Below are 15061 nucleotides of genomic sequence, written 5' to 3'. Positions count from 1 at the left end.
AAAATCTAGGCCTTAGAACAATTGGGTTATTTATAATCATTACAAATAAAAAAGTTGATTTAAATTGGGGTATAATTAAGCATTAATTCGTAAATTTGCACGGATTTTTAGATAACTAATCTTTAGTATATGTCAAAAGACATCAAAATTAAAAAGGGTTTAGATATAAAGCTAGTCGGTGAAGCCGAGAAAGCAACAGAGAATGCTATTGTAAGTAATTTCTATTCTGTAAGACCCGAAGATTTTCATAGTATTATTCCGAAATTAATTGCAAAAGAAGGTACACATGTGAAAGCAGGTGAAACTTTGTTTTACAACAAAGACAATGAAGCAATGAAGTTTGTTTCTCCAGTCTCTGGTGAGGTTACGGAAGTACAACGTGGACCGAGACGTCGCATAGACGCTATAAAAATTACAGCAGATAAGACGCAAACTTTCGCAGATCACGGAAAGTTTGATTTAGCGTCTAATGCTGAAAAAACCAAAGCACATTTGTTAGCTACAGGTTGTTGGGCTTTTATAAAACAACGTCCTTACGATGTGGTTGCAAAGGCAGACAGTACGCCAAAAGCTATTTTTATTTCTGGTTATGCAAGTGCACCTTTGGCCGCAGATTTAGATTATACTTTAGCTGGTAAGGAAGCTGAATTACAGGCAGCAGTCACCGCTTTGTCTAAGTTAACCGACGGTGGTGTTCATATTTCAGTAGGTAAAAATTCTAATTCGCCGTTAGCTAGTTTACAAAACGCCATTATCTATAAAGTTTCGGGGCCACATCCTTCTGGAAATGTTGGAACTTTGATTAATAAAGTGAGTCCGGTTAATAAAGGAGAAACCGTTTGGACTGTTAATGCGCAAGACTTAGTAATTATAGGTGAGTTGTTGTTAACAGGGAAATTTAATGCAGAGCGAGTGATTGCTTTAGCAGGTTCTTCTGTTAAAAAGCCTAGATATTTCAAAACTAAAATTGGTTCTGAAATTTCAACTATGGTTTATGATAATGGGATTGAAAGAGATGGAAACGATCGTTTTATTTCAGGAAATGTTTTAACAGGAAAACAAGTTGCACCAGATGGTTATCTAGATTATTACAGTAACGTAATTTCTGTGATTCCTGAAGGTGACGATTATGAGTTCTTCGGATGGAATAAACCCGTTTTTGATAAAGTGTCTACTTCAAGAGCATTGACATTTTCATGGTTAAATCCAAATAAAAAATACGAGCTAGATACCAATACCAATGGTGAGCATCGTGCGTTTGTATTAACAGGGAATTATGAAGAAGTATTTCCGTTGGATATTTACCCTTTACAAATCTTAAAGGCTTGTATGTATCAAGATTTAGATGAAATGGAAGCTTTAGGGATGTACGAAGTTGCACCTGAGGATTTTGCATTGACCGAATTTATATGTGTGTCTAAACAGCCACATCAAAAAATTATAAGAGAAGGATTAGACTTAATGCTAAAAGAGATAGGATAATGGGTTTAAAACAAAATTTACATAATTTTAAGGAAAAGAATAAAGACAAGAAGTGGCTTCCTGGCTTTAATGCGCTTTTCACGTTTTTATATATGCCAAATGAGACCACCCATAATGGAACTCATATCAAGGCCGCTGATGATTTAAAACGTACTATGAATACCGTGATCATGGCATTGGTGCCATGTTTAATTTTCGGGATGTTTAATGCCGGATATCAACATCATTTAGCCTTAGGTGATATTACAAGTGCAAGTGGTTTTATTGACCCGCTATTTTGGAGTTGGGATAACTTGGTTGTTGGACTTTGGAAGGTTTTACCTTTAGTCATTGTGTCTTATGGAGTTGGTTTAGCAGTAGAATTTGTATTCGCTATCATAAAAGGCCACGAAGTTGAAGAAGGTTATTTGGTAACGGGTATGTTGGTGCCATTGATTGTACCAATTGATATTCCGTTATGGATGTTAACAGTAGCCGTTATATTTGGTGTGGTAATCGGTAAAGAAGTCTTTGGTGGTACAGGAATGAATATTTTGAATCCTGCATTAACCATTCGTGCATTCTTATTCTTTGCTTATCCTACCTGGATGTCTGGAGATAAAGTTTGGGTTCATGGAGCTGCAGAGCGTGCTGGTACGCCAGATGCTATTTCAGGTGAAACTATATTGGGAAGTTTAGCACAAAACAATCCGGCTGGTTATGACGTTATGGATATGTTCTATGGCATAATTCCTGGTTCTGTTGGGGAAACGTCTACGCTTTTAATATTACTTGGAGCATTATTCTTAATTTTTACTAAAGTAGGAAGTTGGAGAATTATGGTTTCTGCTGTGTTAGGAGCTTTAGTAATGGGCTTAATATTTAATGGTGTGGCTAGTGCAGGTTGGATTACAGAATCTAGTAAATTCTTCGGATTAATGAGTACGGAATTCTGGCAACATCTACTAATTGGTGGTCTTGCATTTGGTATTGTGTATATGGCAACAGATCCGGTAACAGCTTCGCAAACGAATAAAGGAAAATGGGTCTACGGTTTCTTAATCGGATTTATTTCTATAATGATCCGTGTATTTAACCCAGCTTATCCAGAAGGTGTAATGCTAGCAATTTTATTAATGAATGTATTTGCACCAACTATTGATCACTATGTGATACAAGGAAACGTGAAACGTAGAATGAAACGTGTAAAAGTTAAAGCAGCATAATTATGGCAATAGATACAGAGAAAAATAGCTACACGATAATTTTTTCAATCATAATGGTTGTCGTGGTAGGATCAATCTTAGCAGGATTGGCCTCAGGTTTAAAACCTATGGTAAAAGCCAATGAGCGTTTTGAAAAACAACAGAACATCCTGTATGCAATGGGTGTTAATAATAATGAAGGTGCTAACGATGTTGCTTTTATTTCAACAGACAAGGTTGAAGAAGAATTCAAAAAGTATATCAAAAAGCAATATGTTTTTCAAGGTGGAGAATTAACGGAAGATGATGAGGCTTATTTAATCGATATTAAAAAGGAAGAAACAAAAGCAAAGAATGACGATTACGAAAGAAGGCTTCCAATTTTCATCGGTGAAAAAGAGGGTAAAGAAGTGTATATCGTTCCTGTAAGAGGAAAAGGACTTTGGGATGCTATTTGGGGATTTGTAGCTTTAGACAAAAGCATGACTATCCAAGGCGTTTATTTTGACCATAAAGGGGAAACACCAGGACTTGGTGCTGAAATTAAGCAACGTTATTTTATGGATGATTTTACAGGTGAAGAATTCTTGGACGGAACTGTCTTTAAGGGTCTTGCCGTTGCCAAAGGAAATAACGATCCTAAAAATTTAATAAAGGACGATCAGGAAATTGATGCACTTGCGGGAGCAACCATTACAGGCGATGGACTTGCGGTGATGTTAAGCAAAGACATTAAAATGTATATGCCTTATTTTAAGACCTTAAACTAATTATTTATATGGGACTTTTATCAAAAAAAGATAGTAAACTAATCATGGATCCCTTAGCGGACAATAACCCTATTACCATTCAGGTATTAGGTATATGTTCGGCTTTGGCCATTACAGCACAGTTAAAACCATCGATAGTGATGGCCATATCTGTAATGTTTGTTATGGGAGTTGGTAACGTGGTTATTTCATTGATGCGAAATATCATTCCTTCAAAAATCAGGATTATTGTGCAACTTGTAGTAGTCGCTACCTTGGTAATTATTGTAGACCAAGTGTTGAAAGCATTTGCCTACAGCTTAAGTAAGGAACTATCTGTATTTATCGGATTGATTATAACCAATTGTATTATTATGGGACGTTTTGAAGCATTTGCTTTGGCTAATGGTACTTGGAGATCGTTTTTAGATGGTATTGGTAATGCATTGGGTTATGGTGTTATTTTAATTATCGTTGGATTCTTTAGAGAACTTTTAGGTTCTGGCACCTTATTCGGATTTAAAGTATTAGGTGATCCTGTTGAAAAAACTGGACTTTACGCTATCGGTTACGAAAACAACGGTTTTATGGTATTGCCACCAATGGCATTAATTGTAGTTGGTATCATAATTTGGGTACAACGTAGTAGAAACAAAGATTTAATAGAAGACTAAACGAGTTGGCAGTAAACCAGTATTCAGTTGGCAATCTATGCACATACTGAAGACTGCAAACTGAGGACTGAAGACTTATAAAAAATGGAACATATAGAATTATTTTTTAAATCGGTATTTGTAGATAACATGGTGTTCGCTTACTTTTTGGGTATGTGTTCGTATTTAGCAGTATCTAAAAAAGTTTCAACAGCCGTTGGACTTGGAGCTGCGGTTATCTTTGTATTGGCAATTACAGTGCCTTTAAACTGGTTGTTAGATCAATATTTATTACAAGAAGGTGCTTTAACTTGGTTGGGGCCTGATTTTGCGGATTATGATTTAAGCTTTTTGTCATTCATCATGTTTATTGCAACTATTGCAACCATGGTACAATTAGTTGAAATTATTGTTGAGAAATTTTCACCTTCACTTTACAATTCATTAGGTATATTTTTACCGTTGATTGCTGTAAACTGTGCCATTTTAGGTGGTTCTTTATTTATGCAGTCTAGAGAAATTGAAACTTTGGGCTTAGCCTTAAATTACGGCATTGCTTCTGGAATCGGTTGGTTCTTGGCGATATTAGCCATTGCTGCCATTAGAGAAAAAATAAGATATAGTAATGTGCCAGCACCTTTAAGAGGTTTGGGAATTACATTTATCATCACTGGTTTAATGGCCATTGGCTTTATGAGTTTTGGTGGAATGCTTACTGGGGGCGAAGATGAAGCTACAGAAGAAAGTAAAGAAGATACGGTTGGGATGGTTTCAACAATTGAGACAACCAACGAACTCACAGATACAGATCTTAGTTTAGAATTAAAAGAAGATATCAATAAATAACCATTGCAGAATATGATATTAGCGGCAAGCACAGTAGGAACAGTTATAGCAACAGTAGCAGCGTTTTTGGTAGTGACATTATTGTTAGTCACATTACTTTTGGTAGTGAAACAAAAATTATCGCCATCTGGTCCTGTAAAGATTAAAATTAATGGTGAACGTGAAATTGAAGTCGCTTCTGGAGGGACATTATTATCGACTTTAGGAAGTAACAAGATTTTTTTACCATCAGCATGTGGTGGTGGCGGAACTTGTATTCAATGTGAATGTCACGTACTAGAAGGTGGAGGAGAAGCTTTACCAACAGAAACACCGCATTTCTCAAGAAAAGAATTAGCAGAAGGCGCACGTTTATCTTGTCAAGTAAAAGTGAAACAGGATATGGAAATCACCATTCCTGAAGAAGTATTTGGAATTAAGAAATGGGAAGCTACCGTAGTTTCAAATTATAACGTTGCAACGTTCATTAAGGAATTTGTAGTTGAAATTCCTGAAGATATGAATTACAAGGCTGGAGGTTATATTCAGATTGAAATTCCTGAGTGTGAAGTTAAGTATGCAGATATGGATATTACGGCGCATCCAGAAGATCATCCTGGAGAACCTGATAAATTTAAAGCGGATTGGGAAAAATTTGGTTTATGGCCGTTGGTAATGAAAAACGACGAGCTTGTAGAGCGTGCTTATTCAATGGCTTCTTATCCTGCAGAAGGACGTAAGATTATGTTGAATGTACGTGTGGCAACACCACCTTTTGATCGCGCTAAAGGCGGTTGGATGGATGTCAATCCTGGTATTGCATCTTCGTATATATTTAACCAAAAAGAAGGCGACAAAGTAACGATTTCTGGACCTTACGGTGAATTTTTTATCAATGAGTCCGATTCTGAAATGTTATACGTTGGTGGTGGTGCAGGAATGGCACCAATGCGATCGCATTTGTACCAATTATTTAGAACTTTAAAAACAGGACGTAAAGTAACTTACTGGTATGGAGGACGTTCTAAAGCGGAATTATTTTATATCCACTATTTTAGAGCGTTAGAAAAGGATTTTCCTAACTTCAAATTTTATTTAGCATTGTCCGAACCATTGGAAAGTGATAACTGGAAAGTAAAAGAGGATATTCACGATGAAGAAGGTGACGGTTTCGTAGGGTTTATTCATAATTGTGTTATCGATAACTATTTGAAACATCACGAAGCACCAGAAGATATTGAATTATATTTCTGTGGCCCACCATTAATGAACCAAGCGGTTCAAAAAATGGGTGAGGATTTCGGAATTCCGGATGAACACATACGATTTGATGACTTTGGTGGCTAATCGCTCAACGACATTTGACACAAATTGTTTTTCTACCCTTGGAGTAGAATTCAAATAAAACTTAAAACCAACTCAATTGAGTTGGTTTTTTTATGATTTAATATATGAAGTATTAATATTGAGGTTCGAGAGTTCGTTTTTCAAATCCAAACAAAACTGAACAATCCATAATATCCCTAATACCGTCCAAACCACATAGTAGGGCAACAACTTCACATAACCCATTGAATAGATCAGAATCATCCAAAGTTTCAGGTTTAAACAATGGTTTATGAGTTGTTAAATCATAACCACAACCAATTAAAAAAGCACGTTCAATTTGTAATAACTCAACAGGCGTATACCCATTAAACCGTCGGCCAAGATTCTGATGCACCAAGCCAACATAATTCAATTGGGTTGAGCCATGAAAATCGGTTAAATGTTTCCAGTTGTCTTTGTTGTCAAGAATATTTCCAACGGCACATTGCTTACAATCATCCGGATTTAAGGTCTTATTATGAAAAGCAGTGTAGAGTTTGTTAATGGCACTTTCAAATCGGAATGACGTTTTCATAGCTGTAGGATTATATTTTTCAAGATAAAAAGATACGAATAATTCACATAATCTTTAAATTCGAGTTATATCGATACGATAAATGGAAGCCTTTTTTATTGTGCTTAATGAACAAATTTAGACTACAAGAGAATTTTAAATTGGCGAAAGGAGTAGGCAACAGTAGGATATTTTATAATGTAATTAGTTATATTGTCATAGCGTTTGGCACGATTTAAGTCCACAGGGTCGATTGATGAAGTAACAATATATATGGTAACGGTTTTATGGGCTTCAATCTTTATAAACTCACCCAAAATCTGCCATCTATCCATTATTGGCATATTGTAATGGCTTCTTGTCCATTTTTAAATATCATAAACGAATTACAGAAATCCGAAAGTTCCATCAATCGCTTTGCGCCAAAAACAAAAATGGGGTCATCGTCGATAATACAGGCTACATCAATATTATTCATGTAATTTTAAATGGATAAAGAAGGTAGTACCTTCGTTAACTTTACTTGCAACTTCAACCTTGCCACCAATGGCTTCAATTTGATTCTTGGTTATAAATAGTCCTAATCCACGAGAATCTTCGTGTGTGTGGAAGGTTTTATACATACCGAATAACTTTTCGCCGTGTTTTTTTAAATCTATACCTTGACCGTAATCTTTTATTTCTAATACTACAAAATCATTTTTAATAGATGCGTGCAATTCAATTTTTGCTGCTTCATTTGGTTTCTTATATTTTATAGCATTAGTTAAAAAGTTGAGTAAAATACTATCTAAATAAGCCGGAATACCTTGAACCATAATATCGGGATTAATATCTACACTAACCGTTGACTTTGATTCTATAATTATTGCTGAAATATTTGAAAGTGCTTTATTTAAATTATCTAATAAGTTTAAAGGTTCGGTGGTTATATCGTTTTGAATATTTATTGCAGCAACTTGATTTAAGTTTTCTACAGTTTCTCCAAGCTGTCCTACCGCTTGTTCTATCAATGGAAAAATGTCATTCTCTGTAGTTTCTGGGAGATCCATTTTTACTATATCTAATAACATATCGAGATTGCCATAGTGCGATCTTAGATTATGTGATACAATATGCGCAAAATTTAATAAACGTTTATTTTGATCCTCTGTAGTGGTTAATAATTGTGAAATTTTTATACTGCTCTTTTTTATTCTTGTAAGGTCATTAATTTGAGCGACAAAATGTTGTGGTTGTCCTCGATCATCTCTAACAACTGAAGTAGATAATTGCGCCCATATGGTTTCACCACTTTTACTTATATAGCGTTTTTCGGTCTCGTAAAAGTCTAATTTACCACTCAACATACTCATCATGGCCTTATAACCTTTATTTAAATCATCGGGATGGGTAACATCCATAAATGTCAATTCTTTTATTTCGTCCTTGGTATAACCGAAAGTTTTACAAAGACTTTTATTAACATCGATCCAATGGCCTTCTAAATCTACTATAGCCATTCCGATTAATGCCGTTTCAAAAGTTCTACTTAATTGTTCTCTTTTGAATGCTAATGCCTTGGAGATTTTTGTTTTTTCATCAATATCTTGAAATAAGCCTTCTATTTTAACACATTTCTCCTCTTTAATTATGGGCTTACCAATTGCTCTTACCCATTTGGTTTTTCCGGTAGCGGTGACGATTTGTATTTCAATATCATAATCTTGATGCTTTTCAATACAATCCGTAAATACTTTAGTAATCATCTTGAAATTATCTCCCTTGTAAAAGGAGAGTCCAGACTCAAGCGTAGGCTCGTAATCTAAAGGCACTTCGTAGATTTTTTTTGTTTGGTCACTCCAATATCCTACTTCTAGCACAGGATAGTATTCCCATGTGCCAATGGCAGCATGTTTCTGAATAAAATTTAATAAGGAGAGCTCTTTACTTATTGGTAGTTTTGCTTCAGTAGTGTTCAAAATATGTAGGTTATTAAAATTAAGGGTATACAAATATAATTTTAAATTTCATAGATCAAAGCATTAAATGCAAAATTAACCGATAAACAAATCTTAATTGTAGGGATATTCCTATTATTTGTATTCCATGATTAAATAGACAGAAGTGGTTTCTCCTATATTTAGAACTTCGTGTGAGGTAATAGTATCTTTACTAAAGGTATACCCTGCTGGGACGTCAACGTCTCGTGTTCCTGTATCATCGGTAATTCTAAATTTTCCTCCAACTAAGGTATAGCCAACATGTGGGTTATGGTAGTGTTTTTCATGGCCTACACCTGGCTCAAAGGTGCATTTAAGGACTCTTAGTTCTTTGTTGTCTTCTAAGATTTCGCAAACTGCTTCGCCTTTCCAACCTGCTTCTAATGGGTCTGGTAATGGGTCTTTGTTTTTACAGTTTGACAGTAGAATAGCGAGAATTAAAATCGATTTTAAAATTTTTGGTGTAGTAATTTTCATTTATTGAATTTGTGTGCAAGATAATTCATTCAATTTTAAATTTTTGCTCTCATTGAGAATCGTTTATAACGTACAACTCGTGTCTTGTAGGAATTGGAGCAAGAAACTATTTTAATAAGTTTCCGTCCAGCCTCTATCTAATTAATTCTCTGCTTCTGCTAACTTTTTAGTATCTGCATACTGCTGAAATTGAATTATTTTACCATCCTTGAGTGTCCAAGGATGTACAACTTGCACTGTATAGCTTTTGCCGTCCTTAGAAATGATTTCGTAATTCAGGGTTGCCAACACTTGGTTGTTACTCATCTCATGTAGCTTTATATTTCTTAACCCAAAGAATTTGTACAGTTCTCCAAGTTTTATAAAAACTCCATGTAATATGGCTTCTGGTCCAATGTATGGATTATCAATCGCTAAGGAATTGCTTTCAGCTTCGTTCCATATAATTTTTACATCCATTAAATCTAAAACTTTAGGAATGTTCCCTTTTGTAAAAGCTTGATAAAGCCCATCTATTTCATTCAGATTAGTGTTTTCGGTTTTCGCGGTTTGTGCAAGACCATTTATATTAATTACACAAAGCAAAATGATTGATAATAATAGTTTTATAGTTTTATAGTTTTCATGTGTAATGGGTTTATTGATTCATATTAATTAGATTTATGCACTTCCAATTCAATCTCTATCATAAACTCTGGAATTGCCAATTCTTTGACACCTAGCCAAGAACCTGTTGGAAATTGTTTTTTGTAAATTTCTGTTCTGTAACCAGCGGCAGCTAAAAATTTGGGCATATTTGTAGTAAACACATCTTCTTTTACTACATCATCGAACGTGCAACCGTAATGTTTTAAAATTTTATCTAAATCGGCATAACAGTTTTTCATTTGTTGTGCCAAATCGCCGATGGCTGTCGGATTACCTTCATCATCCATACTCACGGCTCCAGATATTTTGATAGAATTTCCGATTTTTACCGCGTGCGAATAGCCATAAGCTTTTTCGACCTCTGGTCTTAATAGGAAGTATTCTGGTGTTTCCTTTTCAATAATCTTTGATTCTTCTTTTGTCTTTTGCTCACAACTTTGAATTGTGATTAACATTATGAGCATCATGATTAGCGTTAAATGATTGGTTTGTTTTTTTAGTGTTTTCATGATTTTGAGTTTAGTAAATGGGATTGAGTTTTTCATTTTTATAAATACACCTTTTAAATAAAACATTATAGGTTGTGTATGTTGATTTATAATGGTTTGATCCATTTGCAAGCTGACGTTTATATGCTTTAGCATCAAAAAAGCCTTTCGATGTTTGAATTAGTCCATTTTTATTTAAAGTCCATTCTTCAAATCCGCTAATGTTCACTTTATTACCAGTGCCATTAGGACCATTATTCATTCCAATTAAAGTCCAATAAAATCGGGTTTTATCTAAATTGGTAGTTAGGCTATCCATAGAAATCATCATATCGGGAAAGGTTTCCATAAACGCTTTAGCAACATTTGTTATTGCTGTTTTTCCTGTTGCTGTTGGTCCATTATTTATAGTTAATTCTCCGTCTTTAGCAAAAAATGAAGCCACAAAGTTTGGTCTTTGACTACCCCAAGATTGAGCATAACCACGAGCGAAAATTTCTAAATCATAGGTCTTTTCATTTTCCGGAATGTCTACTACTGTCCAAGAAATATTGAGTATTTTCCATTGCTCATCTACTTTAATAAATGTAAAATGGTTGACTTCTTTTAATTGTGGAATTCCCCATCTATAAAGAATACAATCAGCTCTAGCCAAAGCGACCTGGCCTTCAGTAATTAAAATATCATAATGGTTAGGTAGCTCTATGTAAGGGCTTCGTGCTCTCTTTTTAACACTTTCATAAAAATCATTTATAGCTATTTCAGAATTAGACCAAGTTCCATCTTTTAATCGGCTTATGCTAAGCATAGCATTATCAGAAACCATAACATCCAATGCATCAATATTATAATTTCCAGCATGAAATAAGAGACGCTCAACTGTTGCTTTTATATGTTCTTCATCTTCATTCACTTCTGTTGGTTTAGTTTCTGCAACTGGCATTTGAGATGATTCGGAACTGTCATCCTTTGATTTACAACCTGTAAGTGCAGAAAATATTATAACCGATAGTATTAGTTTTCTCGATGTGCTATTCATGGTTTTCTAATCATATTGTTACGGCGTAAACGATAAGTTTCTAAATAAAGCCAACTCCCATTAGTGAAAGTTAGCTTTATGATAGTTTTTCAACTCGTTGTTTTATACGTTTATTTATTTCGCAGTTAACAACGTTTGACTATAATATTCCATTTCAGAAATAATTTTTCCTTCTGCATCAAAACCATTACTTAAATGAAAAGGTACTTCAAGTTTCTTTTGGTCTGATTTTCGGATTAAATGGAAATTCCACCATGCCAGTACCTCGCGACCTTCACCCATTTCATATTCTAAATAATCTGGATAACCGATCATGTCGATACTTACAATTTCATAAGCGTTTAGAAATTGTTGCCAATTGGTTTTGGTTTCTGCTTTGGTAGATGATTCTCCAAACGTTTCATTGATATCGTAAAAAGTTGCATCGTCGCTATAATAACTTAAGCATTTATCAATATCGCCATTCTCAAAAGCATACATGGCTTTTCTTATAGTATTAATATTATCATGATGATTATATATTTTTCCATTGGTACGGTCGGTAAAACTTAACCCGATTTCGTTTAAAACATTATCATTGCCATAACTAATAATGGTTTTTATTTCATGATTTTTGGTCAATGTGTATAATCGATGAGCAGCCGCATTAATTTTTACACCTGTGTCTTTCTGCATCCCTTTTAATACATCCCAAGTCTGCACCCAAACTTCTCCATCCTTATTGTCTTTTTTATATTCAATGGCGTCGGCATATGACCCAGGGTATGTTTCTCTGGCATAATAATCGAGCTGATTGAAATACACCATTTGGTTGTTAAGAAAGGCTTCTTTATCCATGCCTTGGTCATTCGTTTTATTCGAAGTTCCATTATAGGCCTTAAAATCTTCCGTTAAATAACTCGCCATTTTAGTTTTGTCTCCAGCAATGGAGGCTTTAACAAATTCTTCAACAACATCTATTGTTGGGTGTTCAATATAGACGGTTCCATTTTCCTTTTGAGCGTAACTAATAAACGTACATAGCATTAGTGTTACAATGATCATTTTTTTCATAATATTTGGTTTTATGTCCACTTTTGGCGAACGAGTTAATGTTAAATTTTAAGAAAGCGATTCGGGACAAAAAGAACTTATGATCTAGACGTTAAGAATTATATTGTTGTAAAGTGTTTTCTACAGGCTGAAACGAAATTCCTAAATCTTGTATGGCCAATAGGTTTTTATAAATGATTTTAGGCTTGTTTCTTGGCGGTTGATTGTTCAGCATTAATGACACATCTGAAACCGAATAGGTCTCGCTAGACAACAAATAATTTTTACCATGTAAACCAGAAAGCGTTGCCGCTTTAAAAACACTTTTAGCGACATCTAGCACATTTACCATAGCTATTTCAATATCTTCATCATATAACATTTGAATAAAAGGATTGGGGACGATTTTATTTTTGAATACAAATTGAATGCCTGTAGAGGTAGAATCTCCACGATTAGATAAGGACTTACCCATAACCATTACTGGTGACACACTTACAATTTCTGTGTCTAAACTCGGATGATTTTTAATAAAATCATTAACCGTTTGGTTAGCGATGAATTTTGCTTGTAGATACGGGTGACTCTCTTCACTAGTAAATGACACGTCATTTTCACCAAAACTCTCCGAAACTGATTTTCCTCCTGCGGGTAACGGAAAGTTGGTATTATAAGCTGCAACAGACGCAAGGATAACCACCTTCTTAACGGAGGGTATGTCATTAATGCTGTCGAGAAAATTTTCAGTGCCTTTTATAGTTGGTTGAAATAGTTCGGTTTTTGCATCTTCAAAATCTAGTTGAAACGGTGTGCCACTATGGATTACAATATCGCAATCGGAAACGAACTGTTTTAATTGCTTCTTGTCCAAGACATTCAACTCACAAATGTGTAAGTTTTCAGCGTTTTCCATTGCCATAAGATGCTGATATTTATGTTTGTTAGAAATCGCCATTGTTGAGGATTTTACCTCAAAATTGTGTTCTAAGAATATTTTGGTGATATGGCTTCCTATAAATCCTGAACCACCTATAATGCCTACTTTTTTCATTTTACTTGCCCGCAAAAGCGGGTATCTTTTTAGTTGTACAGATATTTACTTTTATAAAATTCCAATGGGAATCGGAAGTGTGTTCTTTTTTTATTCAGGTATAGAATCTGATAGCTTTTTGGCCGACTCAATTGCTTGAAGTTCTAATACCACCTCCGATGAATCCCAATAACCTACTTGTCTCACTATCTTTCCATCTACAAATTTGTAAGTGAGATGTATAGGTATTGTAATTGTCTTGCCGTTGGCAGCCATTGTAGCTTTCCATTCTAACCAACAGTTTACCCAAGTGTTTCCATCGTCGGTCACAACCATTTCATATTCTGGATCGTTATCTGTAAAACCACGTCTAGAATAATTTTTATCATTGGCTTTATGATAGGCGACGGTTTCCTTATAAGACATAAATTTGTCTTTAGAATTAGAGTTGAAAAATGTTTTAGCACTATCTGCATAAATGCTAGTGTCATATGTCTTGTCATTATAATTTTTGATGGCTTTCTTTACGGTTTCAATCTCTGATGATTGTTGCGTATAGCGTTCATCTTGGTTTTCGCAAGCCGTGAAGAGGATTATTGCAAACCCTAATAAAAGTATGTTTTTCATTGTAATTGTTTTTAAATTGTTTTGTAAACCATGATGGTCGTTACATTGATAATTTATTTTTAAATTATTGATGGGGCATGCTTAATTCAGTTTCAAGTGTATAGAGGTAACTCCAGATGTCATCTATAGTTGCCCTGAATTTTTCGCGAATATCTTTTGTTTTGGATTTGCCATGAACGCTTTCATAAATGTCCCAAACATTATCGGTATCGGTATCTAAGTCTGCAAAATTTTTGTAAGGTGATGACACAAAATAATCGGCGCCTTCACCACCCATAATACTATACCAGTAACCGCGTTTATCACCTTCTTTCTGATTGATGGCCGTGCTTACCGCCTTAATGACTTCATTAAAAACCATACTATTATTAACTTTGAAGCTGGTGACCCATACAATGGTATTATCTTCTAATGCTGCCGTTCGGCTTAATTCAGGTAACGATCTTGCCATATTGAACTCTGTACTTTCAATGTGAGGAGTAATGAAATCTAATGCTACCGTGCGACATGCTTTTCCAGCAGGATCTGCCTTGTCCATTGCTGCCCAATTTTCCATTATGCCAGAAAGAACATAAACATTGCCTTTGCCTTGTAAACGGTGCCAAACATTCCAAGTCTCGGTGCCGTTGTTCTCCTTATAACATTTGTTCCATTTTTTTACGCCTTCCGTGAATTTGGAATTTTCACCAAACTTTATGGTGTACTCAGTAAGATTCATAAGAACGCTTTCCTTCTCGTCTTGAGCAATGGAAACCGTTGGGGTAAACCATAGCATAATAGATAATACCACAATTGTTTTGATAGTTTTACTCACGCCACTTTTAAGGATTACGTGTTCGTGTAATTTTTTTGAAATTTTCATGATTAATAGTTTTTAGATGTGTGGTTGAAATAGAATAACAATCGATTGTACGTCTAAATAACTGATAATCAACAGAAATAAAAAGTGAATAAGGACGAATG

Annotated in this window: 17 protein-coding genes; 6 read left to right on the top strand and 11 right to left on the bottom strand. The window is 34.8% G+C overall.

Translation table 11 applies throughout. The annotated features are described in order from the left end of the window. The first annotated feature begins 129 nt into the window (after nucleotides 1-129). From QMA06_RS09405 to nqrF, 6 genes are all read left to right on the top strand, one after another. Nucleotides 130-1482, top strand: coding sequence for a Na(+)-translocating NADH-quinone reductase subunit A (locus QMA06_RS09405; RefSeq protein WP_290206585.1), 1353 nt, complete (start codon nucleotides 130-132; stop codon nucleotides 1480-1482). Next, nucleotides 1482-2687: an NADH:ubiquinone reductase (Na(+)-transporting) subunit B gene (locus QMA06_RS09400; RefSeq protein ID WP_290206584.1), complete on the top strand. Its 1206-nt coding sequence runs from the start codon at nucleotides 1482-1484 to the stop codon at nucleotides 2685-2687. Before QMA06_RS09405 ends, QMA06_RS09400 begins: the two co-directional genes overlap by 1 nt. A gap of 2 nt (nucleotides 2688-2689) precedes the next feature. Next, on the top strand, nucleotides 2690-3436 hold the full coding sequence (locus QMA06_RS09395; RefSeq protein WP_290206583.1) for a Na(+)-translocating NADH-quinone reductase subunit C: 747 nt from the start codon (nucleotides 2690-2692) through the stop codon (nucleotides 3434-3436). A gap of 8 nt (nucleotides 3437-3444) precedes the next feature. Next, entirely contained in the window at nucleotides 3445-4089 is a 645-nt protein-coding gene (locus QMA06_RS09390) for an NADH:ubiquinone reductase (Na(+)-transporting) subunit D (RefSeq protein ID WP_290206582.1), read from the top strand. A gap of 84 nt (nucleotides 4090-4173) precedes the next feature. Next, nucleotides 4174-4914 (top strand): NADH:ubiquinone reductase (Na(+)-transporting) subunit E, encoded by a 741-nt coding sequence (nqrE, locus tag QMA06_RS09385; RefSeq protein WP_290206581.1) that lies wholly within the window; start codon nucleotides 4174-4176, stop codon nucleotides 4912-4914. Nucleotides 4915-4926: 12 nt separating this feature from the next. Beyond that, the gene (nqrF, locus tag QMA06_RS09380) at nucleotides 4927-6240 is read left to right on the top strand and encodes an NADH:ubiquinone reductase (Na(+)-transporting) subunit F (RefSeq protein WP_290206580.1); all 1314 of its coding nucleotides are present in this window, start codon (nucleotides 4927-4929) and stop codon (nucleotides 6238-6240) included. Between the two features lie 112 nt (nucleotides 6241-6352). On the opposite strand, the gene QMA06_RS09375 is transcribed toward nqrF, so the two are convergent. From QMA06_RS09375 to QMA06_RS09325, 11 genes are all read right to left on the bottom strand, one after another. Beyond that, a complete protein-coding gene (locus tag QMA06_RS09375; protein ID WP_290206579.1) occupies nucleotides 6353-6796 on the bottom strand; it encodes a Na(+)-translocating NADH-quinone reductase subunit F in 444 nt (147 codons plus the stop codon). Between the two features lie 313 nt (nucleotides 6797-7109). Next, nucleotides 7110-7253 carry a hypothetical protein gene (locus tag QMA06_RS16480; RefSeq protein WP_318036597.1) on the bottom strand — a complete coding sequence of 48 codons (144 nt, stop codon included), beginning with the start codon at nucleotides 7251-7253 and terminating at the stop codon, nucleotides 7110-7112. Next, nucleotides 7246-8736: a PAS domain-containing sensor histidine kinase gene (locus QMA06_RS09365; RefSeq protein ID WP_290206578.1), complete on the bottom strand. Its 1491-nt coding sequence runs from the start codon at nucleotides 8734-8736 to the stop codon at nucleotides 7246-7248. The genes QMA06_RS16480 and QMA06_RS09365 overlap by 8 nt, the downstream gene beginning before the upstream one ends. Nucleotides 8737-8850: 114 nt before the next feature. Continuing rightward, complete coding sequence (locus QMA06_RS09360) at nucleotides 8851-9234, bottom strand: cupin domain-containing protein (RefSeq protein WP_290206577.1); 384 nt, start codon at nucleotides 9232-9234, stop codon at nucleotides 8851-8853. A 141-nt stretch (nucleotides 9235-9375) separates the two neighbouring features. Continuing rightward, entirely contained in the window at nucleotides 9376-9819 is a 444-nt protein-coding gene (locus QMA06_RS09355) for a nuclear transport factor 2 family protein (RefSeq protein WP_290206576.1), read from the bottom strand. Between the two features lie 65 nt (nucleotides 9820-9884). Next, nucleotides 9885-10391 carry a RidA family protein gene (locus QMA06_RS09350; protein WP_290206575.1) on the bottom strand — a complete coding sequence of 169 codons (507 nt, stop codon included), beginning with the start codon at nucleotides 10389-10391 and terminating at the stop codon, nucleotides 9885-9887. A gap of 10 nt (nucleotides 10392-10401) precedes the next feature. Then, a complete protein-coding gene (locus QMA06_RS09345; RefSeq protein WP_290206574.1) occupies nucleotides 10402-11409 on the bottom strand; it encodes a nuclear transport factor 2 family protein in 1008 nt (335 codons plus the stop codon). A 114-nt stretch (nucleotides 11410-11523) separates the two neighbouring features. Next, entirely contained in the window at nucleotides 11524-12462 is a 939-nt protein-coding gene (locus QMA06_RS09340) for a nuclear transport factor 2 family protein (protein ID WP_290206573.1), read from the bottom strand. 91 nt (nucleotides 12463-12553) lie between these two features. Then, a complete protein-coding gene (locus QMA06_RS09335) occupies nucleotides 12554-13492 on the bottom strand; it encodes an NAD-dependent epimerase/dehydratase family protein (protein WP_290206572.1) in 939 nt (312 codons plus the stop codon). Nucleotides 13493-13582: 90 nt separating this feature from the next. Then, nucleotides 13583-14098, bottom strand: coding sequence for a nuclear transport factor 2 family protein (locus QMA06_RS09330; protein WP_290206571.1), 516 nt, complete (start codon nucleotides 14096-14098; stop codon nucleotides 13583-13585). A gap of 64 nt (nucleotides 14099-14162) precedes the next feature. Continuing rightward, nucleotides 14163-14960, bottom strand: a complete 798-nt coding sequence (locus tag QMA06_RS09325) for a hypothetical protein (protein WP_290206570.1) — start codon at nucleotides 14958-14960, stop codon at nucleotides 14163-14165. Between the last annotated feature and the right edge of the window lie 101 nt (nucleotides 14961-15061).

Source organism: Winogradskyella bathintestinalis (assembly GCF_030407435.1).
Taxonomy (GTDB): Bacteria; Bacteroidota; Bacteroidia; order Flavobacteriales; family Flavobacteriaceae; genus Winogradskyella; species Winogradskyella bathintestinalis.
The sequence above is the reverse complement of the archived record's forward strand: the minus strand, read 5'-3'. Positions and strand labels throughout refer to the sequence as shown.